Origin of the sequence: Lichenicola cladoniae, assembly GCF_013201075.1 — a bacterium.
Lineage (GTDB): Bacteria > Pseudomonadota > Alphaproteobacteria > Acetobacterales > Acetobacteraceae > Lichenicola > Lichenicola cladoniae.
This window is the reverse complement of the sequence record NZ_CP053709.1, coordinates 59,601-84,889: the sequence shown is the minus strand read 5'-3', so window position 1 is coordinate 84,889 and position 25,289 is coordinate 59,601. Positions and strand designations below refer to the sequence as shown.

Genomic DNA, 25,289 nt, shown 5'->3' with positions numbered 1-25,289 from the left:
CTTGCTGGGCAAGCTTTCCTGGAGTGCCGTCCCGCTCGACCAACCCATCCCGATGGCCGCCTCGGCGGTTGTCGGCCTGGTCCTGGCCGGAGTTGTAGCCACCATCATCCTGAAGGGCTGGCTGCCTTACCTGTGGAAGGAGTGGATCACCAGCGTCGACCATAAGCGGATCGGCGTCATGTACACCCTGCTCGCGATGGTCATGTTGCTGCGCGGCTTTTCTGACGCCATCATGATGCGCTCGCAGCAGGCGTTGGCGTTCCGGTCCCCAGGCTACCTGCCGCCGGAGCATTACGACCAGATCTTCTCCGCGCACGGCACGCTAATGATTTTCTTCGTCGCGATGCCGTTCGTGATCGGGCTGATGAACTTCGTCGTGCCCCTGCAACTCGGTGCCCGTGACGTCGCCTTTCCGACGCTGAACTCGGTGGGTTTCTGGTTGACCGCAACAGGCGCCCTGCTGGTCAATGTCTCGCTGGTCGTGGGTGAGTTTGCCCGTACCGGTTGGCTGCCCTATCCGCCACTCTCGGAGATCGCCTATTCGCCGGGCGTCGGCGTCGATTACTATCTCTGGGCGCTACAGATCTCAGGTGTGGGAACCCTGCTGTCCGGCGTCAACCTTGTCACCACCATCCTGAAGATCCATGCCCCCGGCATGACATACCTGCGCATGCCGATGTTCTGCTGGACGGCACTGGCGTCGAACCTGCTGATCGTGGCCGCCTTCCCGATTCTGACCGCCACCCTGGCGATGCTGCTGCTTGACCGCTACATCGGCTTTCACTTCTTCACCAACGATCATGGCGGCAACGTTATGATGTTCATGAACCTGATCTGGGCCTGGGGTCACCCCGAAGTCTACATCCTGATCCTGCCCGCGTTCGGCGTGTTTTCCGAAGTCGTCTCGACTTTCTCCCAGAAGGCGCTGTTCGGCTATCGTTCGATGGTGATCGCGACGATGGGGATCTGCGTTCTCGCCTTCATGGTCTGGCTGCACCATTTCTTCACCATGGGCGCCGGCGGCGACGTCAATGGCTTCTTCGGCGTCATGACCATGATCATCGCCGTGCCGACCGGGGTGAAGGTGTTCAACTGGCTGTTCACCATGTTCGGCGGCCGCGTGTCGTTCACGACCCCAATGCTTTGGGCGCTCGGCTTCATGGTCACCTTCGTGATCGGCGGCATGACCGGTGTTCTGCTGGCCGTGCCTCCAGCCGATTTCGTACTGCATAACAGCCTTTTCCTGGTGGCTCACTTCCACAATGTCATTATTGGCGGCGTGTTGTTCGGTGCGTTCGCCGGCTATAATTACTGGTTCCCTAAAGCGTTCGGCTTCCGCCTGCACGAGGGTCTCGGCAAGGCCTCTTTCTGGTGCTGGCTGGTTGGCTTCTATGTTGCCTTCATGCCGCTCTACGTGCTCGGCTTCCTGGGCATGACGCGCCGAATGCAGCACTACGACAATCCGGCGTGGCATCCCTGGCTGCTGCTGGCCGCGTTCGGGCCGCCATTATCCTGTGCGGCATCGGCCTGCAGATCGCCCAGATCGTGGTCAGCATTCGTAGGCGAGACGAGCTGCGCGACGAGACCGGCGATCCCTGGAACGGCCGCTCGCTTGAGTGGGCGACCGCATCGCCGCCACCGGCGTTCAACTTCGCCATGCTCCCGGAGGTGCATGGGGAGGAAGCCTACTGGGGGGTCAAACAGCGCGCGCTGGAGCAGGCGCACCTTCCCGAGGAACCCGTCTATACCGACATTGAGCTGCCGCGAAACAGCCCGACCGGCTTCATCTGCGCGCTCTTCTCAACCTTCATGGGGTTTGCCCTGATCTGGCACATCTGGTGGCTGGTCATCCTGGGCCTGCTCGGCTCCCTGGTGACGTTCGTCGTTTTCGCTTGGCGTGATGAGGCCGAGTACGTCATCCCGGCTGCCCTCGTCGCCACCATCGACGGCGCCAACCGGCGCGCCCGCAGCAGGGCGCTTGCCGACCTCGTCCGCGTGCAGGCTGTCCGATGAGCGCGTTTCACGGGGCATCCACTCAGGGGGGCGCCGATCCCTACCAGCTCGGACGAGGCGACTCCGCACGAGACAGAGGGCGGACCTCGGAGCACGCGGCCAAGGAACTGCCCTCGAAGCGGATCATCACCGGCTACGGCTTCTGGGTCTTCCTCATCAGCGATATCATCATGTTCTCGGCGTTTTTCGCCGCTTACACGGTGTTGGTCGGCGCGACCGCTCGAGGGCCGGGCGGACGGCAGCTGTTCGACCTCTGCAACACCGAGATCGAGACCGGCTGCCTCCTGGCCTCGAGCTTCACCTGCGGCCTGGCTAGCGTAGCCAGCCGGGCGCGCAGCAAGGCGTGGTTCTACGGCGCGATGATGGTCACCTTCGTGTTCGGGCTGTGCTTCCTGGCGCTGGAAATTGATGAGTTCTACGGGATGGTCGCAGCCGGCAACGGCCCGACCCGCAGCGCCTTCCTTTCGGGCTTCTTCGCCCTGGTCGGCTGCCATGGACTGCATGTCACCGCCGGATCGCTCTGGCTGCTCACGATGATGGCCCAAGTCTACGCCAAGGGATTCCGACCCGACATCATGAGGCGCCTGCTGTGCTTCAGCCTGTTCTGGCACACGCTCGACATCATCTGGGTCGCCCTGTTTACCGTGGTCTACTGCGAAGGAGTGCGGCCATGAGCCAGGATCATGCCTCAGGGTCCGAAGAGCTGCATTACAGCGACACCGCACCAGGTGACGAGCGGGCGGACGGCAGCGACATCGCCCACGGCATACGCGCCTACACGGTCGGCATCGTTCTCGCGTCGTTGCTCACCATCGTGTCGTTCGCTGTCGCGCGCACCACGTTGGTCTGGACGCCAAGCATACCGATTGCGCTCCTGGTTCTGGCGATCGCGCAGATTGGCGTGCATGTCGTGTTCTTTCTGCACATCACCAGCGGTCCGGACAGCTTCAACAACGTCATGGCGCTCGCCTTCGGGGTTCTGATTGTTCTGCTGCTGATCGGCGGCTCACTGTTCATCATGGGCCACCTCGACCACAGCATGATGCCGATGGACCGCATCATGCAGATGCAACGGTAGCCCTCACAGCGCGGCGTCGAAAGACGACATCCCAAATCAAGGGCTTAAGTCATGACTGATCATCAAAACGGTGCCGCCGGCGTCTCCAAGGCACCCGCCTGCAAGCTGGTGATCTTTGGCGCAGGCGGCGACTTGACCAAGCGCCTGCTGATGCCGGCACTCTACAACCTCTCCTGCAGCGACCTGTTGCCGGACGACTTCAACCTGTACGGCGTCGACCGCGGTGACAGCAGCGACGATGCCTGGAAGCAGTCGCTCACCGAAACCATGCAATCCTTCACTAAGGACAACGCCGCGGAATTCTACACGCCCGAGATAGACGAAGCGCGCTGGGGTTGGGTCACGGACCGCATGCATTATCTCCAGGGCGACTTCAGCGAAGACGAGGTTTTCAGGAAGATCGGCCAGGCCATCGGCGACGACAGCACGATCTTTTACTTGGCAGTGTCGGCACGCTTCTTCGGCACTATAGTCGATGGTCTCGGTAAGGCGGGACTGCTCAAGCAGTCTGACGGTATGTTCCGGCGCGTGATCATCGAGAAGCCGTTCGGCTCCGACCTGCCAACCGCACAAGCGCTGAACACTCAGATCCTCGGGCAGGCCGACGAGAGCCAGATCTACCGGATCGACCACTTTCTGGGCAAAGAGACGGTGCAGAGCATTATGGCCGTGCGCTTCGCCAACGGGCTGTTCGAGCCAAGTTGGCGTCGCGAGTATATTGACCACGTGCAGATCACCGCGGCCGAGACGGTCGGCGTCGAGAAGCGCGGCGCCTTCTACGAGCCCACCGGGGCGCTGCGTGACATGATCCCCAATCACCTGTTCACGCTGCTCTGCATGGTGGCGATGGAACCGCCGAACTCGTTCGACGCCGAGGCCGTGCGCAACGAGAAGGCAAAGCTGATGGAGGCGATCCGGCCGCTACAACCCGACGAGGTAGTGCGTGGCCAGTATGGAGCGGGCAGCCAGTCCGGTGAGGACGTTCCTGGCTACCGCGGCGAGCCCAGCGTCGCGCTAGACAGTAAGACGGAGACGTACATCGCGCTGAAACTCTCCATCGAGAACTGGCGCTGGGCCGGCGTCCCGTTCTACCTGCGCACCGGCAAGCGCCTGGCCGGCCGGCAAACGGTGATCTCCATCCACCATAAGCCGGCGCCCTATCGGTTGTTTCGCGACACGCGGGTCGAGAAGTTGACGCCGAACGTCGTGCGCATTTTGATCGATCCCGAACAGGGCATCGAGACCCAGTTTGATGCCAAGGTTCCGGGGCCGCAGATGAAGCTCGGCCGGGTGCAGACGTCCGCGCACTTCAAGGACTTCTTCGATGAAAAGCCCAGCGTTGGCTACGAGACGCTGCTCTACGACTGCATGGTCGGCGACACGACGCTGTTCCAGCGTGCCGATGCTATCGACGCGAGCTGGACGGCGGTGCAGCCGGTGCTGGACTCCTGGCGCGCTGGCGAAGGTCAGGTCGAGACCTACGCCGCAGGCAGTCAGGGCCCGGCCCAAGCGGACGCGCTGTTGGGAAGTGATGGTCGCCACTGGCTGCCCCTCGGAGACGAATGAAGTCAGGAATGCACAGCAAGCCAGCCCGTCCGCGCATGGTCGTCATCGGGGCCGGGTTCGGCGGCTCTTGCGCTGTGCAAGCCCTCGCCAAGCTGCCCATCGATGTGGTGCTGATCAACCGCAGCAACGACCATCTGTTTCAGCTCCTGCTTTATCAGGTGGCGGCGGCGGAATTGTCGGGTGTGGATATCGCAGTACCCATCCGGTCCATCTTGGCGTCCTATCCGAATGCCAAGCTCCTGCTCGGGGAGGTGGACGGCATCGATACCAAGGCCCGTTTTGTGTCGGTCGGCGCAATCGGTGTGCTCGCCTACCACCAGCTGATCATCGCCTGCGGCGCCGTGTTGAGCTGGTGCGGTAATGATCAGTGGGCGGCGCACGCGGTTGGCCTCAAGACCCTGCAGGATCCCGCTACGATGCGCCAGCGGTTGCTCGGTGCCTTCAAGTGTGCGGAAAGCCGCCGAGACGCCTGGGAGGTTAAGCGACTTCTGGCTTTTATCGGTGTTGGGGGTGGTCTGAACGGCGTCGAGCTAGCCGGAGCGATCAGCGAGCTCACTCGCTACAGCCGGCCTCAGGAGTACCGGGGCATCAGGCCCGAGGAGGCGCGCATCGTCGTACACCTGTTCCGAGTGATAGGCCTGTGCGACCGCATCCTGGCCTACATCCAGTGGGTCTCTGCGTGGTTGTTCCACGCGCGCGGCGCTTGTCCCAACGACAGCGAGTTGAACGGTCTGCTGCAGGCCCAGTAGGCCGCCCCAATGACGCAAACACAGCAATGGAGAGCAAGATGGACACGCCTGACAGTGATGCCCCACTGCGGATCGAGGATTATGCCTTGATCGGCGACTGCCTGAGTGCGGCGTTGGTCGGACGTAATGGCTCGATCGACTGGCTGTGCTGGCCGCGTTTCGACAGTGAAGCCTGCTTTGCCGCCCTGCTCGGAACCTCCAAGAACGGGCGCTGGTTGCTGGCGCCGGACGATGCTGAGGCCCGGATCAGCCGCAGCTATCGCGGCGACACGATGGTGCTCGAGACAATCTTCGAGACCAAGCAGGGCAGCATTGCGCTGATCGACTTCATGCCGATCGGACGTGAAAACTCGTCGATTGTACGTAGGGTTGAAGGACGCTCCGGACGCGTGGCCATGCATATGCAGATCAGCCTGCGCTTCGACTATGGCTCCTCGACACCCTGGGTGACGCAGCTCGAGGATGGCGGCGGCATCAGCGCCGTCCTTGGTCCCAATCTCGTCGTGCTGCGCACGCCAGTGGAGCTGGAAGGACGCGACCGCAGCACCTTCGCCACCTTCGACATCAGCGCAGGTGAGCACGTGGACTTCACGTTGGGCTGGGGCCAGTCGCATCTTCCGCTGCCAGCCGCTTTCGAAGCCGACGAGGCGCTGCAGCGGACGGATTCCTTCTGGCGCGACTGGTCGGCGCAGTGCAGGTACAAGGGTCGGTGGCGCCAGCTCGTGCTGCGCTCCCTGCTCACGCTCAAAGCGCTGACCTATGCCCCCACCGGCGGTATCGTCGCAGCCCCCACGACGTCGCTCCCCGAACAACTTGGGGGCGTACGCAACTGGGACTACCGGTTCTGCTGGCTGCGCGACGCGTCCTTGACGCTGATCGCGCTGATGGAGGGCGGCTATCGAGAGGAGGCGAGAGCCTGGTACCAGTGGCTGCATCGTGCTGTCGCTGGAACCCCCGAAGAGCTGCAGATCATGTATGGTGTCGGTGGCGAGCGACGCCTGGTCGAGTGGTCGCCCTCCTGGCTGCCCGGCTACGAGGGCTCTGCTCCGGTCAACATTGGCAACGCCGCCTCAGAGCAGCTGCAGCTCGACATCCACGGCGAAGTCATTGGCGCGCTGCACATCGCACGTGCCGGAAAGCTTGCCGAACCGCATGTCGGGTGGACAAACCAGGTTCTGTTCGTCGAGCATCTCGAACGCATCTGGGAGCAGCCGGATGACGGCATCTGGGAGGTAAGAGGCGGCCGCCGCCACTTTACACACTCCAAGGTGATGGCTTGGGTTGCGCTGGACTGTTCAATTCAAGACGCCGAAGCCTTCGACTTGCCCGCCCCGGTCGAGCGATGGAAGGACATCCGCGCCCGCATGCACAGCGATATCTGCAGCAAAGGGTTCGATACCGCCCGCAACACCTTTACCCAGAGCTATGGCCGGCCCGAACTGGACGCCAGCTTGCTGCTGATCCCAAGAGTTGGCTTCCTGCCCGCCGATGATCCGCGTGTGCAGGGCACCATCGCAGCGGTTGAGCGCGAGCTGTTGGTCGACGGCTTCGTCCTGCGCTACCGCACAGATGGCGAGGATGCAGGGGACGGTCTGCCGCCAGGCGAGGGCGCCTTCCTGCCCTGCTCGTTTTGGCTGGTCAACGCCTATGCCTTGCAAGGGCGTCAGGACAAAGCCGAAGCCCTTTTCAACAAGCTGATCGGATTGGTCAACGACGTCGGATTGATTTCGGAGGAATATGACGCAAAAGCCGGCCGGCAAGTCGGCAACTTCCCGCAGGCCTTTTCCCACCTCGCGCTGATGATCGCGGCGCTCACCTTGGACAGGACTGCAGCGGCCCCATAGGCCGATCAGGAAGATTACGCGAAGCGCCGCGACGCAAAACGAGACCGGATTGCTGCAGGCGGCGGCAAAAGCACTGATGAGGGTCAAACTGCTTTGGGCTAGACCACATGTTCGCCTGAGACAGGGCGACCCGTTTCACAATATGCAGGTTGTCGAGGGTTGTGCTGGATCGTTCAGCGCAGAGCCTCATGCATAGGGAGACGGGTCTTGGAAAAGCTTATCACCTACGTCGGGCTTGATGTTCACAAAGAGACAATCGCCGTGGCGCTTGCAGACGAGGGCAAGCGGGGAGATGTGCGTGAGCATGGCACGATCGCCAACACCGCTGCTGCTCTGACAAAATTGGTGAACAAGCTTGCAAAAGATGGTCGTGAGCTGAAGTTCTGCTACGAGGCCGGGCCATGCGGTTACGGTATCCAGCGTCAGCTGAGTGTGGCCGGGCACGAATGTATTGTCGTTGCACCCTCGCTGATCCCGATCAAGGCAGGCGACCGGATCAAGACGGACCGGCGGGACGCGATCAACCTCGCCAAGTTGCACCGGGCTGGCGAGTTGACGCCGGTCTGGATCCCCGATCAGGCGCACGAAGCTGTCCGCGATCTCGTGCGTGCCCGTTTGGCGGCTGTGCGCAGCTTACGCCAGGCTCGTCAGCAGTTGTCCGGGTTTCTGCTACGGCACAGCCTGCATTATAGCCGCCCGGCCTGGACGCTGATGCACAGACGCTGGCTGGCGGAGCTGCGTTTCAAACAACCCGTGCATTATCTGGTCCTGGAAGATTGTCTTGCCGTCATCGAAGCAGCGACGGCACGGCGAGATCGTCTCGAGGCTCACATTCGGGCGGCATTGGCGGACTGGTCGCTCGGCCCGGTCGTGCGCGCCTTGCAGGCTCTGCGTGGCGTCGCCCTGGTGGCAGCGGCAACCTTGGTGGCCGAGCTTGGCGACATGACGCGCTTTACCAACCCGCGCCAGCTCATGGCCTACCTGGGTCTGGTGCCATCGGAACATTCGAGCGGCGGCAAACGGCGCCAGGGAGGGATAACCAAAGCGGGCAACGGTGCAGCACGACGGATGCTGATCGAGGCTGCATGGACCTACCGGTTCCCGGCCCGGATCAGCCGGGATCTGCTGTTGCGGCAGGAAGGCGTGTCCGGGCCCATCCGCGAAACGGCGTGGAAGGCCCAGACCCGACTATGCGGGCGCTATCGCAAACTCTCTCATACCGGCAAGTCGGCAAAGATCGTGACCACGGCAATCGCACGTGAATTGAGTGGTTTTGTTTGGGCGATTGCCAAGCATGTCGAGGCTGCCGCCGCCTGATCTGTTTTATCTGATTGAACACGACGGTAAGGAGAACAGCAGCACCTCGATGCATCCAAAGCTGGGCAGGGCTGGAGGCACGGTCACGGCCAGGAGAACCCTCGGAAACATCTACAGCCGGATTTTTGTCCGACGCTGGTTTTCTAGACAGAGGACGCTCCGCGACGTATCCCCGGTCCGGCGGTAACCAACCCGCGTATCAGAGCATGATCAACCGTCGTTTCATGATCGTGCCTCCTGCCTTACCCAGCTGCGGCTATGCTGAACAGCCTGTCATACGGGCGCAGATTCACCATGCCTGCAGCTTGAAGTGGCGAACATTAGAGATGTTTAGTCCCGGCATTTGGTGGATCGGGTCTACGATGAATCGCTGTGGCTCGTTTGTCCAGGTTTTGCAGATGAATTCATAAGGTGTGAGGCCCTTGAGGGTCTTCAGGCGGCGGGCAAAATTATAAGCGGTGACGAAGTCCGCCAAGTGGCTTTTGAGCTGGTCGTGGCTCTCATAGTGGTATCGCTTGACGGTGGCTTCCTTGAGGGTCCGGTTCATGCGTTCGACCTGCCCGTTGGTCCACGGGTGGCGCGGCTTGGTCAGTCGGTGATCGATGTTGTTCTGAGCGCACGCATACTCGAACGAGTGCGCCCGGAAGAGTTGACCGCTGTCCATGGCGGCCCGGATCTCGGCCGCGGCCGAGCAGACGTTTCCGGGTGTTGTGAAGTGGGTGCCGTTATCTGTCAGGACGGTGTGGATTTTGTAGGGCACGGCTTTGATGAGGGCGCGAAGGAAGTCGCCGGCGACCTGCCCGGTGGCTTTCTCATGCAGCTCGGTGAAAGCAAACTTCGAAGTCCGGTCGATGGCGACGAGAAGGTAGAGCTTGCCTTGCTCGGTGCGAACCTCGGCGATGTCGATGTGGAAGTAGCCGAGCGGATATTCCTTGAATCTCTGCTTGTCGGGCTTGTCACCGGTGACGTCAGGCAAGCGAGAGATGCCATGGCGTTGCAGACAGCGATGTAGTGACGAGCGGGTCAAATACGGGATGGTGGCCTGCAGGGCGTAAAGACAGTCGTCGAGCGGCAGCAGCGTATGGCGACGAAATGCCACGATGATGGCCTCGTCCTCAACCGACAACACGGTCGATTTCAGGTCTCTTGGACCGGTTGGCTGGTCCGTGACTGAGGTCCGCTGCTTCCACTTTGCGACGGTTTTTTGGTTGATGCCGTAGCGCCGGGCAAGAGCCCTCAGGCTCTCTTGACTATGCTGTATCGCTCGACGGATCGCCGCAGTCGTTGTGGCACAGCCATGCAGAACCTGGCCCATAATGCTTCCTTCCATCCACCGGATAAGAATGCACCATCAAAACTTGGGACGAAACATCTCTAATGTTCGCCACTTCAAGCTGCAGGCATGGTGAATCTGCGCCCGTATGACAGGCTGTTCAGCATAGCCGCAGCTGGGTAAGGCAGGAGGCACGATCATGAAACGACGGTTGATCATGCTCTGATACGCGGGTTGGTTACCGCCGGACCGGGGATACGTCGCGGAGCGTCCTCTGTCTAGAAAACCAGCGTCGGACAAAAATCCGGCTGTAGATGTTTCCGAGGGTTCTCCTGGCCGTGACCGTGCCTCCAGCCCTGCCCAGCTTTGGATGCATCGAGGTGCTGCTGTTCTCCTTACCGTCGTGTTCAATCAGATAAAACAGATCAGGCGGCGGCAGCCTCGACATGCTTGGCAATCGCCCAAACAAAACCACTCAATTCACGTGCGATTGCCGTGGTCACGATCTTTGCCGACTTGCCGGTATGAGAGAGTTTGCGATAGCGCCCGCATAGTCGGGTCTGGGCCTTCCACGCCGTTTCGCGGATGGGCCCGGACACGCCTTCCTGCCGCAACAGCAGATCCCGGCTGATCCGGGCCGGGAACCGGTAGGTCCATGCAGCCTCGATCAGCATCCGTCGTGCTGCACCGTTGCCCGCTTTGGTTATCCCTCCCTGGCGCCGTTTGCCGCCGCTCGAATGTTCCGATGGCACCAGACCCAGGTAGGCCATGAGCTGGCGCGGGTTGGTAAAGCGCGTCATGTCGCCAAGCTCGGCCACCAAGGTTGCCGCTGCCACCAGGGCGACGCCACGCAGAGCCTGCAAGGCGCGCACGACCGGGCCGAGCGACCAGTCCGCCAATGCCGCCCGAATGTGAGCCTCGAGACGATCTCGCCGTGCCGTCGCTGCTTCGATGACGGCAAGACAATCTTCCAGGACCAGATAATGCACGGGTTGTTTGAAACGCAGCTCCGCCAGCCAGCGTCTGTGCATCAGCGTCCAGGCCGGGCGGCTATAATGCAGGCTGTGCCGTAGCAGAAACCCGGACAACTGCTGACGAGCCTGGCGTAAGCTGCGCACAGCCGCCAAACGGGCACGCACGAGATCGCGGACAGCTTCGTGCGCCTGATCGGGGATCCAGACCGGCGTCAACTCGCCAGCCCGGTGCAACTTGGCGAGGTTGATCGCGTCCCGCCGGTCCGTCTTGATCCGGTCGCCTGCCTTGATCGGGATCAGCGAGGGTGCAACGACAATACATTCGTGCCCGGCCACACTCAGCTGACGCTGGATACCGTAACCGCATGGCCCGGCCTCGTAGCAGAACTTCAGCTCACGACCATCTTTTGCAAGCTTGTTCACCAATTTTGTCAGAGCAGCAGCGGTGTTGGCGATCGTGCCATGCTCACGCACATCTCCCCGCTTGCCCTCGTCTGCAAGCGCCACGGCGATTGTCTCTTTGTGAACATCAAGCCCGACGTAGGTGATAAGCTTTTCCAAGACCCGTCTCCCTATGCATGAGGCTCTGCGCTGAACGATCCAGCACAACCCTCGACAACCTGCATATTGTGAAACGGGTCGCCCTGTCTCAGGCGAACATGTGGTCTAGTGATAAACTCACCTGTCGATACCCAGAAAACGACAGGCGATGGTTGGAAAATCAGTCGCCGCGCGGGTTTCGGAGGTAGTGCTTTCAGTCGCTGAAGCCGACGCGGTGCGCGAATACGGTCTGGCGGAGAAATCGGAGGCCACACGGCGGGGGTATCGATCCGATTTCCGCTGCTTTACCCATTCGTGCGACGAGCACCACAGGTCGAAGCGCTGCCGGCAAGCGCCAACACGGTTGCGGCCCTCCTCGTGTCGGAAGCGAGGGACGGCGTGAAGGCGTCCGCCCTCACCCGCAAGATGTCCGCGATCCGGTATGCCCATCGCCTCGCCGCCCTCCCCTCGCCCACCGATGTTAAGCAGGTTCGCGCAGTGCTGCCCGGCATCCGCAACACGCATGGCACCGCATCGCACCGAACCAAAAGGCGCCGGCGAACGCCAATAGAATCAAGGCGATGCTCGATCATGTGCAGGATACGTTGAAGGGTAAGCGCGATCGCGCCCTGCTGACACTCGGCATGGCCGGGGCGTTCCGCCGGTCCGAGCTGGTCGCGCTTCAGGTCGCATCGCCGTGTCCCTCTGAACCCCGCCGGCCGTGGTCAGCCACAACCCGAACGCGATCTTTGAGATCGTGATGTCGCTGTCATCGAGCCTGCGGTATCTCATGCCAATATTTCCTGCTGCTGAGGTCGTTTAGGCCGAAACCCGGTCGCGGCTAACCGTCGTCTGTCAAGTCATTCGCCACCGCGAGGCGCCATAGGCGCGTCGTTGATGATCTCCTGTGTTGCGCGGCAATCAAGGTGCGAGACGTATTGCCTCATTCGCTGATGCTCCCGAACCGCGGGCGCTTGCCTCACCAGAATGTTCCCCATGCCTCATGTTGATGCTCCCGTTACCGCATCAACGGTGGCGTTCGTAGGTGTCACCGCCGGCCCAAACACCAGCTTATGAGCGACCTCGCTTCGCCACCCCTTCACGCGTCGCTGCAGGGTTCTGATCTGTCCAGGCGGATAAATTCCAGGCTGCTCCTTCTGTAGCCGCTCAAGCAGCTCACGCGATGTCCGCCATGGCTCAGCTTCGAATCAGTTCCGAACCTGCACCGTCACCGTTACGAACGGGTCGGGACGGCGGCGGCCGCGTTTTGCCTTTCCCTTTGGCAGGCTTGTCGGACGCACCTCGCCATCCTGCCATGCCGTGCGCAGGCCTGACAGGAATTCAGCCAGCGTCGGGACCGTCGGCGGCATCATTTTACCAACCGCGGGCCGGTCGGCGATCTCAACCAGTCGCTGCTGCACGTCGCGGATCTCGCTCAACAGCCAGACCGGATCAAGCCCCGCATACGTCGTTGCCACCTGGTTCTTCACCGCTTCGCTGGTCCGCGGATCCGCAATCAATCGCTGATATGGCGTCGCCGGTGCGTGGTAACGCTTTCTGACCTTGGCGCCATCGCGAGACTTCTCCGCCAGCTTGAACGAAGGCTGGAAGAAATTCACGAACAGCCGCAGGGATCGATACAGGCGGGCCAGCATGGCCGCAGCCTCGAGGCCCTCATACCGGCGGTAGCCCACCATGTGACGGACGACGGCGCCGTTCTTCTGCTCCAGCCAGGCTTGGTCGTTCTTCCGGTAGGGGCGGCAACGCGTAAATTCGATACCCGATCCTGCGCAGTAATTCAGAAGCGTCTCGTTCATAAAAACACTGTCGTTATCGGTGTCGAACCCAAGCAAGGGAAACGGTAGCACTTTGCGGATCTCGCTCAGCACTTCCGTCAGGAGCGTCTGCTCACGCACCAGAACCGGCGCGCACTCGGTCCAGCCGTCGCGATATCAGTCAGGGTCAACGTCTGCACGAAACTGCCTTTCGCCGTGGGCCCGCTATGGGCAACCAGGTCAGCCTCCATGAAGCCCGGCGCTGGATTGTCCCAGTCATCGAACGTCCGCACGGCCACGCTGCGCCGGATCGCCGCCGAGGGTGGCGTGCGCCGCCGCCGCGGTCCGGTCGGTCCGCGCGCTTCCCGCAAGGCCCGGTCAATCGTGGCCGCACTCACCGATAACAACCCAATGCGGACTTCGGGAGCCAGATCCAGATGGCCGTTGCGTTCCATCGCCTCAATCAGGGTCGGCACCAGCGGATGCAGGCGTTTGCCGCAGATCCGGTCCGACGCCTCCCAGATCACGACCAGCGCCTGGCGGATCGCCTCTCCGTAAAGCCGTCGCGCCGGCCTGGGGCCAGAAGTGTCACGTGCCATGCCGGCGCGCAGCAGGCGCATCGCATGCTTGCGGTGATGGCCTGTCACCGCGGCGAACTCGTCGAGGATCCTGCCTCGCTCCAATCGGTTGCCCACCGCATAGCGCCCGGCCACCGCCGCCACCAACTCGTCACGCGTCGCCATGCTGATCCGCCCCATGTTTGCCCCCACCGATGAACCTCGGTGGGGAGCAGATCAGATGAGGCAACGGGTAACAGCAAAGGAGCGTTTCAGACGAGGCAATGCGATTCTCATCCAGATTGCCGTGCTACACTCCTGGATGGTGATCCGGCGTTCAGCCGCCACTCAGTGCAGCCAGCGGTGCACCGGCCCCGTCGCCCGGTAGGTCACTGCCACGGTCGGTTCCGGCCGGACGAAAGCGAAGCTGTCCTGACGCGGTTTCCGGACGGTGCTGACCTGATTGTCGACCGCTGGCTCGAACAGCATGCTTTGCCCGGCGATCTCGACCCTGGGTATCCGCTCGGCGTTGGTGCATGGATCGTCTACAGGGTTTGGACCACCCTACCTGCGGATAACTTTAGGATGCCCGAACCGATACGGGCTTGGCTGTTCGGATCATGCGATTGAGCGCGCTGACGGCTATGGCGACTTCGCCCCGCTGGCCATCGGCTGATCTGGCTCGCAGTTTCGCACCGATGCCGTGCTTGCAGCGGCCGATCGCGGTATCGACGATGCTGCGGCGCCCGTAGCCGGTTGCCTTCTGCCAGGCCATGCGGCTCCTCTCAGCAATGTTTCGGACATGACGATCCCGGGCTGTCGCGGCATGGGCCTCGCTGTCGTTGATCACCGAGGACGCACGCGGCGGGATGACGATGTCAGGTGGCGGATCGCGCTGGCGCGGAGATGCCGCCCGGTAGACGGACGCGCCGTCATAGGCGCCGTCGGCGATCTATCCCTCCACCGTCGCGAGCAGGACAGGGACGGCGGTGATGTCACCCAAATCGGGATCAATCAGGACGTGCGCCACGATCTCGCCGGTTTCAGCGGCGAGGCCAGATGCAGCTTTCGCCATCGCCGCGGTGTTCGGCCGTGCTTCTCGCCATCCCACTCGCCCTGGCCAAACGTCTGCAGTCCGGTGCTGTCCAGCACGACATGGACTGGCCCGCCGTACTGTGCGGAACGCGGTCGGCGACCTGCGAACGCCCGACCACGGCGGCTGAGTGTTGGTATGGTTCGGCACAGAAAGGTGCAGGCCCAGCAGGCGCAGTACCGAACGGGTGAAGCCTTCGGCTTGGCGCAGCGCCAGATGGAAGACCAGCCGCAGCGTCAGCACCAACTCGATGGCTAGGTCCGTGTAGAGCAGCTGGCCACCTCGTGTCGTCCTGCGCGGCGCGTTCCAGCCCGATAGCGCAGCCTCGTCAAGCCGTATAGTCAGGTCGCCACGCTGCCGCAGGCCTGCCTCGTAGGCCGGCCAGTTCGTTACCTGCCTGCGCTGCTCGGGGATGCGATGGCGGCGGGTGGCATTGTGCTTGGACGGCATGATCGCGGCGTAGCCGGCCTACTCCGGCGATGCTACCTCCCGCATCCATGCACCAACGCCCTGCAACACTGCAATCTCTGCTTCTAGCCTACCCACCATCCGGGACCCCACCGCGATCGATCTCGGACGCGCTTCTACAGGGCACTTGCAATGGGTCTCACAAGCGCAGGAGGCTCGGCCGAGTGTGTATTGAGCGCTACAGGTGTGACCATCTTGCGACATCTAACTTGCCACGAGATTTACCTCCGGCGTGCCGAGGGACTGTTGGAAAGCGCATAGCTCAACCCACCTGTAGGCTTAGGATGTAAAATGCTCAAGTTGAGCATTCCGCTCCCGGACGTATCGGTTTATTTGCTATGTCATCTGTAAGGTAGGTGGTGTCCGCTGACCGTGATGTCGCTTTGCTTGTTCGCCGGTAGCAACCGCATTCAGCGCTTACACGTGTTAGCCAACCGCGTCACACCGGCTTGCAACACACCTTCTTGGTGCCTCGCCAGACCTCGACGTAATTGCCGGTTGCCACAAGCGCGCTAGCAAAGTTGAATGCGTCATCGTCGTCGCTGCACTCAACGTCGGATCCCGCCCCCTTAATGTGCCCAGCCACGTCGAGTGGATAGACGCGATATGTTGGCATGGACGATCCGCTCTCATACTTGCCTTTGGGTTGCCGAACGACGGGTCCCAGCTGACCTATATAGCTCACGGGTCCGTGTGTCACGCTTTCGAGAGGCGTTGCCGTACATGGTGCGGACGTAGCTACGGGCTTTTGTTACGCCGTCCCCCACGTCACCGGTCACTCCGGGCTGGCGATCCGGCGCCATTCGTCTTGTCCCCGACTTCGAACGCCTTACCCGCCAGACGGGCTTTCGCAACCAGATACCCGGCATCGATGATCATGGACCGAACCAACACCGCCTGCTCATCGACCGCCACCAAGAAGGCCGCAGTCTTGGCACCGACCAGTGCGCGAGCGAATTAGACGCCAGCGACAAGCGCCGGATCGGCGTCGTCCGGATCGATGTGCAGGACCATTGCGGGATTAGTTGATTGGTTACGGCCGGCGCAGCCTCGTTGAAACGGCGATCGGCCGCTACAAGCACCTGATCGGCCCGAAGCTCCGCGCCAGCACCCTGCCAGGTCAGCAGGGCGAGGCCGCTCTCGCGGTTGCCGTACTTAACCGCATGATCAGGACCGCCAAGCCCGTTTCCGTCCGCCGCGCCTGACACTTCGCATCGAGGGGGTCATTCTCGGTCCTTCAAAGGTCCGTGCACCAACGCCCCGATGCTCGGCTTCAAGAGTTTCTGGTCGGCGGCGAGCACGATCGCCGGCATCGAGATCATGCACATGATCCGCAAAGGCCAGTTGCGCTCAGCAGGAAAGCTGCGTCCAGCAGCGACAATCATCGCTTTGATGGCCACAGCTCGCTATGCCGCCTAAATGGCCAAAGTCGAGCTAAGATCGCATTTGAGTAAGCGTTATATGTGCCGGTATAGTGCCCTCCTGAGCCCGATTAGGTATACTGGCGTGCGTTGTAGGTTCCTGCGACGATTAAATCTCGCCTCTGCGTGACACCGGCAACAGTATGGTAGAGGAAGTATAATGCTTTTGAATGTAGGTCTTTACCTTCTTGGCACGACTTTAGTCGTTTATGGGCTGTTGCTGACGATCTACTTTGTGGTGGGGTGGTGGTTCTATTCCAACGATCCATCGCGTGTAGACAAAATCTTTCGGGGTAGGTCACTTTCCTCCGTCAAAGTGCGGCGCGATATTAGTCAGAGTGTCAGGTCGCTCGCCAGCATCTCGTTGATGTTCGCTATCGGCCACACTCTGTATACCAAATTGCATATTGGCTTTGTGGCGTGGCCTGATAACATCTGGTCGATACCATTATCTTTTATGGTTTCAATGATTGCCTACGATACGTGGTTTTACTGGATGCACAGGTTGTTGCATACCAAGCTGTTCTATCGCCCAATCCATAGATGGCATCATTTGAGTCTGCCTACCGTAGCCTGGTCGAATAATAGCGACACCCTCCTCGATAACCTTTTCCTGCAATCTTATTGGATGGCGGCGCACATCATCCTGCCGATTGCCCCGATCGTACTTTTTGCTCACAAGGTCTACGATCATGTCAGCGGAATTATTGGCCACTCGGGCGTGGAGCATGGCGGCGGGCTCGTGTCCCCACCATCGCCGTTCAACAGCGTCACGCATCATGACCAGCATCATCGGTTCTTCAACTACAACTATGCACCGCACTTTACGTTCTGGGACCGGCTGATGGGGACATTACACCCAACTCATGATGCCGAAGTAAGAGCAAACCTGGCCCTACGCCGGCTATCAAGTTCAAACGCCAAACGGCGTCAGTGCACGGACCTTTGAAGGACCTAGAATGACCCCCTCGAGGCGCTGGTGCACGGACCGGAAGGTCGGCGGGATATCCCTACCTGGTGCGGAGGGTCAGTTCTGACGGACCGAGATCGGCTTGGCGTTTCGGATCATGCGATTGAGCGCGCTGACGGCGATGGCGACTTCGCCCCGCTGGCCATCCGCTGATCTGGCTCGCAGCTTCGGACCGATGCTATGCTTGTAGCGACCGATCGCGGTTTCCACGAGGCTGCGGCGGCCATACCCGGTGGCCTTCTGCCAAGCCATGCGGCCCTTCTCGGCAATGTATTGGACATGACGTTCCCGGACCGTCAAGGCATCAGCCTCGTTGTCGTTGATCACTGAAGACGCGCGGGGCAGGATGATGATGTCAGGTGGCGGATCACGCTGGCGCATGGATGCCGCCTGGTAGACGGATGCGCCGTCATAGGCACCGTCTGCAATGACCCCGGCGATCGGTCCCTCTACCGTCGCGAGCAGGACAGGAACGGCGGGGATATCGCCCACGTCGGGATCGGTCAGGACGTGTGCAACGATCTCGCCGGTCTGCGCATCGACGGCCAGATGCAGCTTGCGCCATCGTCGCGGAGTGCGGCCGTGCTTCTCGCCGTCCCACTCGCCCTGGCCGAACCTCTGCAGCCCAGTGCTGTCCAATACGACATGAACTGGTTCGTCGCGCCGCATGGCACGCGGTTGGCGATCGGCGAACGCCCGGCCGCGGCGGCTGAGCGTGGTGTGATCTGGCACAGACAGATCCAGGCCGAGCAGGCGCAGGACAGAGCGTGCGAAGCCTTCGGCCTGACGCAGCGCCAGATGAAAGACTAGCCGCAGCGTCAGCACCAGCTCGATCGCTGCATCGGAGTAAAGCGGCTGGCCGCCGCGCGTCGTCCGGCGAGGCGCGTTCCAGCCGGACAGTGCAGCCTCGTCCAGCCAGATGGTCAGGTCGCCACGCTGTCGCAGGCCCGCCTCGTAGGCCGGCCAGTTCGTCACCCGCCGGCGCTGCTTTGGGATATGGTGGCGGCGGGCGACATTGTGCTTGAATGGCATGCCTGCGACATAGGCGGGCTAATCAGGTCAAGCTACCTCCCCGCCTCCATGCACCAACGTCCCCTAAACAGGCCAGCAGAGCTCCAGGACCTCGCAGACGAAAACCGCCAAGCCGGGCGACTTCAAATCGGAACGGTAGGCGAGCACATCCCGAAATGCCGGGCGACATGACCCCGGAATCCGCATGACGGCGCCTCCAGCCACTAAGCTCAGGCCGCCTGCGGCGGCTCCGTGGGGAACGGCGCCGAGGAGCTCGCGACCGCCGAGTATTGTAGCAGGAAGCCCACCCAGCCGAGACGATAGAGACATCACAGCCGAATAAGGGACGGCAAGCGCCTGACGAAATTGCCAAATGGCCGCAACCTCAGATTGACGATGATGGAGGCACCGAGACGCGGCGTATTAAACCTTCGGCTTTTGCGTGTTCGGGTGGAGATCGGTTGCTGGGTAGCGCTGCTCTATCCAAGCCTGGCGCAGTGCCTCCCGGCTAAATCGAGCGTTTTGCACTTCGCGGTGAGTTTGCGCTGAGACCGACCTTATCTCCGCCATAACCGCTGCGAGGTGCTCTCGTTCGGCCTGTGCGCGCGCAAGCGCCGCCTGGACAGATGTTCGCAGATCCGCGAGTAGGCCGGTCTTGTCGTCAGGCATAGTAGAACCTCGTGAATGATGCCAATGGTGAAACACCCCTGGCACGCAAACTCGTTGCGTGACGTGCATACGTTGTTATTGGTCTTGCAGATGATCAAATAGGCCGTATTAAAAAAGATTTTTGCGAAACAGTATCTGCGTTGATTGGGCAGCTTGTGAGCCCAAGGCCGGTCTTCATCTAGTTCAACTGTATGGCAGCAGCTCGCATGCCACGTGGCGTTGGTGCATGGACCGGTCGGCTGACGCGGTTCTCCTGGCCTGATAAAGGTCTAGGATGCCTTTCAAGCACAACGCGGACCATCCGGCTGACGCGACTTTCGTGAGCTGGTAAATGGCTGGGATGCCCTTCAAGCACAATGCGTCTCGCCGCCACCACATCCCGAAGGCTCGTCGCCGGGTCATGAACTGGCCGGCCTATGAGGCTGGTCTGCGGCAACGTGGTGATCTGAGGTTGTGGCTGGACGAGGCGGCCCTGACCGGATGGCACGCCGCGCGCCGGACGACACGGGGCGGTCAACCGATCTATGCCGAGGTGGCGATCGAACTGGTGCTGACCCTGCGCCTGGTCTTCCATCTGGCTCTACGCCAGGCAGAGGGTTTCGCGCGCTCGGTCTTGCGTCTGCTCGGACTGGATCTTTGCGTGCCTGATCATTCGACCTTGAGCCGTCGGGGGCGCGCCTTTGCCAGACGTCAACCGCGTGCAGGACGGCGTGACGAACCCGTTCATGTCGTGCTGGACAGCACGGGCCTGCAGGTCTTCGGGCAGGGCGAGTGGGATGCCGAGAAGCACGGCCGCACGCCCAGGCAGTGGCGCAAGCTGCATCTGGCCGTCAATGCAGAGACCGGCGAGATCGTGGCACACAGCCTGACCGACAAGGATACCGGCGACATATCAGAAGTTGCGGTGCTGCTGGCAACGGTGGAGGGGCAAATTGCCAGCGTGATCGCCGACGGCGCCTATGATGGCACGTCCGTCTATGACGCTGCCGCCGCACGCCAGCATTACCCACCACCTCATATCGTCATCCCGCCGAGAGCATCTTCGATCGTCAAGGCTGACGCTGAGGTCCAAACCGTTCGCGATCGTCATGTCCATGACATTGCCGAGAAGGGACGCATGGCTTGGCAGAAGGCCAATGGGTATGGCCGACGCAGCATCGTGGAGACGACGATCGGTCGCTACAAACACATCATCGGTTCAAAGCTCAGGGCACGATCGACCGCTGGTCACAAAGGTGAGGTCGCCATCGCCATCTGCGCTCTCAACCAGATGATCCGGATCGCCAGGTCACTCTCCGTTCCCGCCCTCTGACGCGATCACCGGGGTAGAACAAGCTCGTGCCTCCCACCCAGTCCATGCAACAACGCCATGTCTACGAGCTACGCGTCTGCTCTTACCCAAGCTATGATCGAGCTGCGGTTTGTGCCTTGGAAACTTCCTGTAAATTGGCTTACTGCCCGACGCGCCGCCAAAGCAATGTGAGTTGGCGATCGGCTTCGATGAGGGTTTCTACGTGACGCTGTAAAACTAATCTGCGCCCTTCGACATCTTCAGGGCGTCAGTGATGATCTCCTGGATCGTCATCCCGGTCTCGGCTGATTGGCGATGCAGCCAGCGGTGCATCGGCACCGTCGCCCTGTAGGTGAGTGCCACCGTCGGTTCCGGCCTGATGAAGGCAAAGCTGTCCTGCTTCGGCTTGCGGGCGATGCTGGCCTCGGCATCGAGTGCCGGCGCAAACAGCAGGCTCTGCCCGGCGATCTCTGCTTGGGACGCCCGCTCGCGTTCCCGCTCAAGACTGACCATGCTCCGGTCAAGGGCCGTCTGGATGATGTTTTGCCCTGTCGTCGAGAAGCGTCGCACCAGCCGTTTCAGCCGATCATAGCGGAACGGATCCAGCCGCACGGTGACCGGGATGGTGCCAGGCTTACGGTGCGACCGCGGCGCGTCCGATACTGGCGTTACGCTTGGCGAAAGCACCGTGCTGTCGGAAACCTGCATGTCGACTCCTCGAGCGAAACACTGTGACGAGTCTAGAACCAAGCCATGCGCCAATGCGAATTTTAGGCACGGCGGGTAGAGTTTTGTTTTTCCTGACCCACAGCAGCTTTAGATCGCCTAGGCAACTTGGAACGGCGGCTGCGGCAGACTGATCCGGATTGGCTCGAACAGGCAGTCCTGGTCGGCATCTATTTCGCCCTGCTTGGCCATCTCCAGGCACGCCACGAAGGTCCCCGCCAGCGCACCGCGCGGCTGCGTCGTCCGGTTGCCCCCCTGCCCCGTTTCTGGCTCTAGCGCTGGCAGGAAGATCCCCAACTCACCGCCCAACGGGTCTACCGCCAGCAGCTCGCGGATCCGCGCCAGCGCCTGGTCCACCCGCCAGAACTGCGTCAGCACCGGCCGGTAGAGCGGCGCCGTCTCAGGACGGCTGCGCGGACCACGCAGCACCACCAGGCATGCCTCCAGCAGCGCCATCGTGGTTTCGGTGCGGCCGTCCTGTTTCTGCCGCGGCCGGGCAAACACCTCCTGTCCCAGCTGCGGCCGTCCCTCCAGCCAGCTCGCTGCAGCCCGGATGCGGAGCATCATCAGCCGCGATCGCAGCAGCAGCAGCCGGGCGGCCAGCACCAGCCAGTCCGCACGCCGTTCCAGCGTCACCTGCCCCGCTAACCTCTGCATCGCCGTGACGAACTGGGTGATCAGTTCCAGTGCGGACAGGCGGCCCAGATCGATCTGTTGTCGCTCGGCCAGGTCCAGCAGCAGGTCGAGCGGTCCATCGAAACCGTCGACATGCAGCTCGGGGATACTCGGCACACGCGGCGGCGTTTCCCAGTCATCCCAAACCGGGTCGACGTCCGTGACGTCGGTGGGTGCCGGCGGGATGCCGACCTCACCCTCAGCCATCAGCGGCATCGCCATAGTCTGGTCGAACGTCAAACCTCAGGCTGGGCCAGTCCTGCCGCAGCTGCACGATGGCCCGCCACGGGGTCCAATCGGCCGACCAGAACTCCCATTCCACCCGGACCGTGCGCTTGCGCCAGCGATCCGCCACCGGGTCCAGCCTACGCACATGCCGCAGCGGCTGCAGCGTGCCCCAGTGCGTCCACAGCCAGAGGCGGCTGGCCGGCGCGTCGTCACCCAGCTGCAGGATGCGGGCCGGGATCGGCACCAGCCGGTGCAGGTCGAGCGGGCAGCCGCCGCCGGGCTGATCCGCGGCCGCCAGCACGCGCTGATGATGGGCCTCCACCTGTGCCCGCAGCGCTCGGGCCAGCCCGCGTGCCGCCGGCCCGGCTGCCGCCATCGGCGCCAGCAGGCGCATCTCCTCATGATCGAGATCGAGATGCCACGGCACTGCCGACGGGCCTCGCGCCTTCAGCTCGAATGCCGCGACCTCGGCGATCGGACCGGCCACGGTTAGGACGTGTCGCAGCCAGTCCGTGCGTGCCGGCGCCAGGATGCCATCGGCGCCAGTCACCGAGCAGGCGGTCGGGACGAGAGTCCACGTCGTGCGGTCACTGGCGGTTTGGTCTTCGCGGTGCGAGCAGATAGCGGCACCTTTAGGCTGGATCGCGGCGTTGGAGTTGCCGGCACCAGGGGTCGCGCCGTTGGCATGGCCTGCGCAGCGGCCTGCGTCTCGATCCGCTGCAGGATCCGCCGCACGCCGACAACACCCAGCCGGCGGTCCAGGGTTCCGTGCACAGTGACCCCCTGGAAGATCGCGCCATACAGGATGCCGGAGCGCTGCAGCCAACGTTCGAGTGCCACGGCCGGGCAAAACGGATCGCCGTGGCGGCGCGGCAGATGCACCGGCTGACCCGGCTCCTCGACCGGGGCGTTGGGCAGCCGGACCCGGACGACGACTTCGGTGTTCCTGAACTCGAGATCCTCCCGATCCAACCCGGCGATGTCGGCCGGGGCCAGGCCGCCGACGTGGTTCATCAGCAGCACCGCCCGGTCACGCAGGCCGGCCAGATCCTCGCCGCAACAGGCGAGTTGGGTCACCACCGCCTGCTCGATCGAACCCTCTGCAGCACGCTGGCATCGACGCAGCGCCGCGCGGACGGCGGCGTGGGCGGTGCAGGAGACGCTGCCTGGCTGGTTGCTGTGCAAGGCGATCGACGCCAGCCGCAGCTTGACGGTGCTGGAGCTTGCGGCCGGCATCAGGCGTTCAATGTGGGCGACGACGTGCTCCGCCGGCACCGGCAGGGACGATCCCAGTCCCATGCCGGTGCGCCAGATGCAGAAGTCTCGCCAGGCGCCGGCATAGACCCGTTGCGTCTCCGGAGAGAGCACCGATCTCGCCGATGCCGGGACAGCGGCAACATTGAAGCCCTCACCCGTGCTGCTCATGTGGCAAGACCTGCTGCTGGCTCGAAGCGCAAGCCGACCGGATCGAAACGCATCGCGATCGCCGGCTCGACCGGCCTGACGATGAGCAGCTGCGCTGCCTCGCCGGTACGCTGCAGCACGAGCACACGATCACACACCGAGTGCGGATCCAGCCGCTGCAGATCACGGCCAGGCGGGGACTGTGTCTCCCCTGGCTGTTGACGGCGCTGCGAGCCGATGATCAGCACCGGCACATCGAGGGCGCGCGACATCGCGCGCAGATCCTGCTTCGCCAGCTGCAGTGCCGCGTCGAAGCTCGGGGCGCGCCGATCGAGTTTCATCAGCTGGAAATAGTCGATGACGACCAGGGCCAGTCCGATGCCGGCCGCCAACTCTGCGCAGCGTTGTCGCACGGCGTCGACCGCGAGCTCAGGCTGATCGTCGACATGCAGCGCCAGTGTGGCAAGCCGGTTCACAACTGTCTGCGTCACCGGCGATCGCCGCGGCACAGCAGGTTTCGTCGGCAGGCCAGCCTGCGTCAGCAGGTGTGTCGCAAGTTGCCCAGCGTTCCTGTCATGCGCAAACCAGGCCACTGGGCCGTTTTGGCCGGCGGCGACGGTGGCGATCTGTAGCGCCAGGCTTGAGCGGCCGCTCCCGGGCTGGCCAGTCAGCAGGATCAGCTGGCCCCGGGTTCGCCCCCCGGTCGTGGCTGCCAACAGGCTCTCGTCGAAGGGCGACGCGGATACCGGCTGCTGAGAAGCCTGGATCAGGATGCCGGCCTGCTTGAGCGCGGGAAGCGTCGACAGGATGGTAGCGATCGCCACCGGACCGCGGGATGGAGGCGGTGGCCCGAGCGGACTTGGCGTCAACGCGCGGCGGACGGCGAGCGCGTGCCAACGTGGCCCGGGCCAAGGGTCGCCACAGCCGGCACAGGGCGCAATCAATGGCAGGTCGACGCCATCATCCGGGCCATCCGACCTATCAGCGTCTTCGTCATCACGCACGAGTAGGTCATGCGCCGGCCAGCGTGCCTTGATTTTGCCGAGCAGGCCGGGACGAGCCGGCGGATCCTTTTCGTTCTCGACCGCCGCCGCACAGTCTTCACACAGCGCGATCACCTCCATCGCTGTGTCGACCCGCTCCTCAGCACCTTGGTGCCAGCCCTGACGCCACAGCATCCAGGGTTTCGCAGCCAGGAACTGGTTATACGGGTTCACCGTCTCCGACAGCCCGGCGTGACAGGCGCGCCGGCCCGCATGGCGGATGGCGTCGGCCTGCTGCCGCGGCGATGGCGGCCGGCTCATCGACATGACTTTCGTGCTGGCGCGCCGTCGTCCGCGCAGGCGAGCCTGTGCGGGAAACAGGTGCAGGTCCCCGTAATCTAGAGCCGATGCGGGCTGGCAATCATTGAGCTCCCTCTCCCGCGCGGCCGGCGCATCGATGCATTGGCGTGATGACGCGGATCATCCTGCCTTAGTCAGCACTTCGCAAGCTCAAGAGTGCTTTTATAGTTTACATCGAGGATCATAACCTGCAGGACCAGGCTAACTCATTGATATAGCGTGCTATTTTATAGCTTAGGCGTCCACTAACCGTCCATCACTCCAATCTCCCTATGTCCGATAAGTGTGCTTGTCGGGCATACGG

18 protein-coding genes and 4 pseudogenes are annotated in these 25,289 nt (G+C 62.4%); 11 read left to right on the top strand and 11 right to left on the bottom strand.

Annotation, left to right across the window (positions count from 1 at the left end):
- Position 1: 1 nt before the first annotated feature.
- The 7 genes and pseudogenes from cyoB (at position 2) to HN018_RS22220 (ending at position 8,567) form a co-directional block, all read left to right on the top strand.
- Positions 2 to 2,013, top strand: a pseudogene (gene cyoB, locus HN018_RS22250) (cytochrome o ubiquinol oxidase subunit I).
- Positions 2,010 to 2,687, top strand: coding sequence for a cytochrome (ubi)quinol oxidase subunit III (locus HN018_RS22245; protein ID WP_171837852.1), 678 nt, complete (start codon positions 2,010 to 2,012; stop codon positions 2,685 to 2,687). Before cyoB ends, HN018_RS22245 begins: the two are co-directional and overlap by 4 nt.
- Positions 2,684 to 3,091, top strand: a complete 408-nt coding sequence (gene cyoD / locus HN018_RS22240) for a cytochrome o ubiquinol oxidase subunit IV (protein ID WP_171837853.1) — start codon at positions 2,684 to 2,686, stop codon at positions 3,089 to 3,091. The genes HN018_RS22245 and cyoD overlap by 4 nt, the downstream gene beginning before the upstream one ends.
- A gap of 51 nt (positions 3,092 to 3,142) precedes the next feature.
- Positions 3,143 to 4,657 carry a glucose-6-phosphate dehydrogenase gene (gene zwf, locus HN018_RS22235; RefSeq protein ID WP_171837854.1) on the top strand — a complete coding sequence of 505 codons (1,515 nt, stop codon included), beginning with the start codon at positions 3,143 to 3,145 and terminating at the stop codon, positions 4,655 to 4,657.
- Between the two features lie 8 nt (positions 4,658 to 4,665).
- Complete coding sequence (locus HN018_RS22230; RefSeq protein WP_171837855.1) at positions 4,666 to 5,406, top strand: NAD(P)/FAD-dependent oxidoreductase; 741 nt, start codon at positions 4,666 to 4,668, stop codon at positions 5,404 to 5,406.
- 38 nt (positions 5,407 to 5,444) lie between these two features.
- Positions 5,445 to 7,250 carry a glycoside hydrolase family 15 protein gene (locus HN018_RS22225; protein ID WP_171837856.1) on the top strand — a complete coding sequence of 602 codons (1,806 nt, stop codon included), beginning with the start codon at positions 5,445 to 5,447 and terminating at the stop codon, positions 7,248 to 7,250.
- 207 nt (positions 7,251 to 7,457) lie between these two features.
- A complete protein-coding gene (locus tag HN018_RS22220) occupies positions 7,458 to 8,567 on the top strand; it encodes an IS110 family RNA-guided transposase (protein WP_172443485.1) in 1,110 nt (369 codons plus the stop codon).
- A gap of 289 nt (positions 8,568 to 8,856) precedes the next feature.
- Here HN018_RS22220 and HN018_RS22215 read toward each other — a convergent pair whose 3' ends face one another.
- The 5 genes and pseudogenes from HN018_RS22215 to HN018_RS22195 form a co-directional block, all read right to left on the bottom strand.
- Positions 8,857 to 9,882 (bottom strand): IS481 family transposase, encoded by a 1,026-nt coding sequence (locus tag HN018_RS22215; protein ID WP_171837990.1) that lies wholly within the window; start codon positions 9,880 to 9,882, stop codon positions 8,857 to 8,859.
- Between the two features lie 383 nt (positions 9,883 to 10,265).
- Positions 10,266 to 11,375 carry an IS110 family RNA-guided transposase gene (locus tag HN018_RS22210; RefSeq protein ID WP_172443485.1) on the bottom strand — a complete coding sequence of 370 codons (1,110 nt, stop codon included), beginning with the start codon at positions 11,373 to 11,375 and terminating at the stop codon, positions 10,266 to 10,268.
- 980 nt (positions 11,376 to 12,355) lie between these two features.
- A pseudogene (locus HN018_RS22205) lies at positions 12,356 to 13,887 on the bottom strand (ISNCY family transposase).
- Positions 13,888 to 14,034: 147 nt separating this feature from the next.
- A complete protein-coding gene (locus tag HN018_RS22200; protein ID WP_171837407.1) occupies positions 14,035 to 14,175 on the bottom strand; it encodes a hypothetical protein in 141 nt (46 codons plus the stop codon).
- Between the two features lie 91 nt (positions 14,176 to 14,266).
- A pseudogene (locus tag HN018_RS22195) lies at positions 14,267 to 15,229 on the bottom strand (IS5 family transposase).
- A 1,049-nt stretch (positions 15,230 to 16,278) separates the two neighbouring features.
- Here HN018_RS22195 and HN018_RS22190 point away from each other — a divergent pair.
- From HN018_RS22190 to HN018_RS22180, 3 genes and pseudogenes are all read left to right on the top strand, one after another.
- A pseudogene (locus HN018_RS22190) lies at positions 16,279 to 16,452 on the top strand (IS5/IS1182 family transposase); the annotation flags it as partial.
- A 58-nt stretch (positions 16,453 to 16,510) separates the two neighbouring features.
- On the top strand, positions 16,511 to 16,666 hold the full coding sequence (locus HN018_RS22185) for a hypothetical protein (protein ID WP_171837405.1): 156 nt from the start codon (positions 16,511 to 16,513) through the stop codon (positions 16,664 to 16,666).
- 162 nt (positions 16,667 to 16,828) lie between these two features.
- Positions 16,829 to 17,617, top strand: a complete 789-nt coding sequence (locus HN018_RS22180; protein ID WP_171837404.1) for a sterol desaturase family protein — start codon at positions 16,829 to 16,831, stop codon at positions 17,615 to 17,617.
- Between the two features lie 78 nt (positions 17,618 to 17,695).
- On the opposite strand, the gene HN018_RS22175 is transcribed toward HN018_RS22180, so the two are convergent.
- Positions 17,696 to 18,670, bottom strand: coding sequence for an IS5 family transposase (locus HN018_RS22175; RefSeq protein ID WP_171837403.1), 975 nt, complete (start codon positions 18,668 to 18,670; stop codon positions 17,696 to 17,698).
- 988 nt (positions 18,671 to 19,658) lie between these two features.
- Between HN018_RS22175 and HN018_RS22170 the strand changes: the two genes are divergently transcribed.
- The gene (locus HN018_RS22170; RefSeq protein WP_171837409.1) at positions 19,659 to 20,630 is read left to right on the top strand and encodes an IS5 family transposase; all 972 of its coding nucleotides are present in this window, start codon (positions 19,659 to 19,661) and stop codon (positions 20,628 to 20,630) included.
- Positions 20,631 to 20,846: 216 nt separating this feature from the next.
- Here HN018_RS22170 and HN018_RS22165 read toward each other — a convergent pair whose 3' ends face one another.
- The 5 genes from HN018_RS22165 to HN018_RS22145 form a co-directional block, all read right to left on the bottom strand.
- Positions 20,847 to 21,317, bottom strand: a complete 471-nt coding sequence (locus HN018_RS22165) for a hypothetical protein (protein ID WP_171837402.1) — start codon at positions 21,315 to 21,317, stop codon at positions 20,847 to 20,849.
- A gap of 117 nt (positions 21,318 to 21,434) precedes the next feature.
- A complete protein-coding gene (locus HN018_RS22160; protein ID WP_204259807.1) occupies positions 21,435 to 22,217 on the bottom strand; it encodes a segregation/condensation protein A in 783 nt (260 codons plus the stop codon).
- On the bottom strand, positions 22,210 to 22,788 hold the full coding sequence (locus HN018_RS22155; protein ID WP_171837401.1) for a hypothetical protein: 579 nt from the start codon (positions 22,786 to 22,788) through the stop codon (positions 22,210 to 22,212). Before HN018_RS22155 ends, HN018_RS22160 begins: the two co-directional genes overlap by 8 nt.
- Positions 22,785 to 23,663 carry a site-specific integrase gene (locus HN018_RS22150; protein WP_171837400.1) on the bottom strand — a complete coding sequence of 293 codons (879 nt, stop codon included), beginning with the start codon at positions 23,661 to 23,663 and terminating at the stop codon, positions 22,785 to 22,787. Before HN018_RS22150 ends, HN018_RS22155 begins: the two co-directional genes overlap by 4 nt.
- On the bottom strand, positions 23,660 to 24,946 hold the full coding sequence (locus tag HN018_RS22145; RefSeq protein ID WP_171837399.1) for a DnaB-like helicase C-terminal domain-containing protein: 1,287 nt from the start codon (positions 24,944 to 24,946) through the stop codon (positions 23,660 to 23,662). The genes HN018_RS22150 and HN018_RS22145 overlap by 4 nt, the downstream gene beginning before the upstream one ends.
- Between the last annotated feature and the right edge of the window lie 343 nt (positions 24,947 to 25,289).

What these genes read in the sequence shown, in the direction of transcription:
- HN018_RS22245 (WP_171837852.1), top strand. Translation starts at nt 2,010, where the DNA reads ATGAGCGCGTTTCACGGGGCATCCACTCAGGGGGGCGCCGATCCCTAC.
- cyoD (WP_171837853.1), top strand. Translation starts at nt 2,684, where the DNA reads ATGAGCCAGGATCATGCCTCAGGGTCCGAAGAGCTGCATTACAGCGAC.
- zwf (WP_171837854.1), top strand. Translation starts at nt 3,143, where the DNA reads ATGACTGATCATCAAAACGGTGCCGCCGGCGTCTCCAAGGCACCCGCC.
- HN018_RS22230 (WP_171837855.1), top strand. Translation starts at nt 4,666, where the DNA reads ATGCACAGCAAGCCAGCCCGTCCGCGCATGGTCGTCATCGGGGCCGGG.
- HN018_RS22225 (WP_171837856.1), top strand. Translation starts at nt 5,445, where the DNA reads ATGGACACGCCTGACAGTGATGCCCCACTGCGGATCGAGGATTATGCC.
- HN018_RS22215 (WP_171837990.1), bottom strand. Translation starts at nt 9,882, where the DNA reads ATGGGCCAGGTTCTGCATGGCTGTGCCACAACGACTGCGGCGATCCGT.
- HN018_RS22200 (WP_171837407.1), bottom strand. Translation starts at nt 14,175, where the DNA reads ATGCTGTTCGAGCCAGCGGTCGACAATCAGGTCAGCACCGTCCGGAAA.
- HN018_RS22185 (WP_171837405.1), top strand. Translation starts at nt 16,511, where the DNA reads ATGCTCGGCTTCAAGAGTTTCTGGTCGGCGGCGAGCACGATCGCCGGC.
- HN018_RS22180 (WP_171837404.1), top strand. Translation starts at nt 16,829, where the DNA reads ATGCTTTTGAATGTAGGTCTTTACCTTCTTGGCACGACTTTAGTCGTT.
- HN018_RS22175 (WP_171837403.1), bottom strand. Translation starts at nt 18,670, where the DNA reads ATGCCATTCAAGCACAATGTCGCCCGCCGCCACCATATCCCAAAGCAG.
- HN018_RS22170 (WP_171837409.1), top strand. Translation starts at nt 19,659, where the DNA reads ATGCCCTTCAAGCACAATGCGTCTCGCCGCCACCACATCCCGAAGGCT.
- HN018_RS22165 (WP_171837402.1), bottom strand. Translation starts at nt 21,317, where the DNA reads ATGCAGGTTTCCGACAGCACGGTGCTTTCGCCAAGCGTAACGCCAGTA.
- HN018_RS22160 (WP_204259807.1), bottom strand. Translation starts at nt 22,217, where the DNA reads ATGGCTGAGGGTGAGGTCGGCATCCCGCCGGCACCCACCGACGTCACG.
- HN018_RS22150 (WP_171837400.1), bottom strand. Translation starts at nt 23,663, where the DNA reads ATGAGCAGCACGGGTGAGGGCTTCAATGTTGCCGCTGTCCCGGCATCG.
- HN018_RS22145 (WP_171837399.1), bottom strand. Translation starts at nt 24,946, where the DNA reads ATGAGCCGGCCGCCATCGCCGCGGCAGCAGGCCGACGCCATCCGCCAT.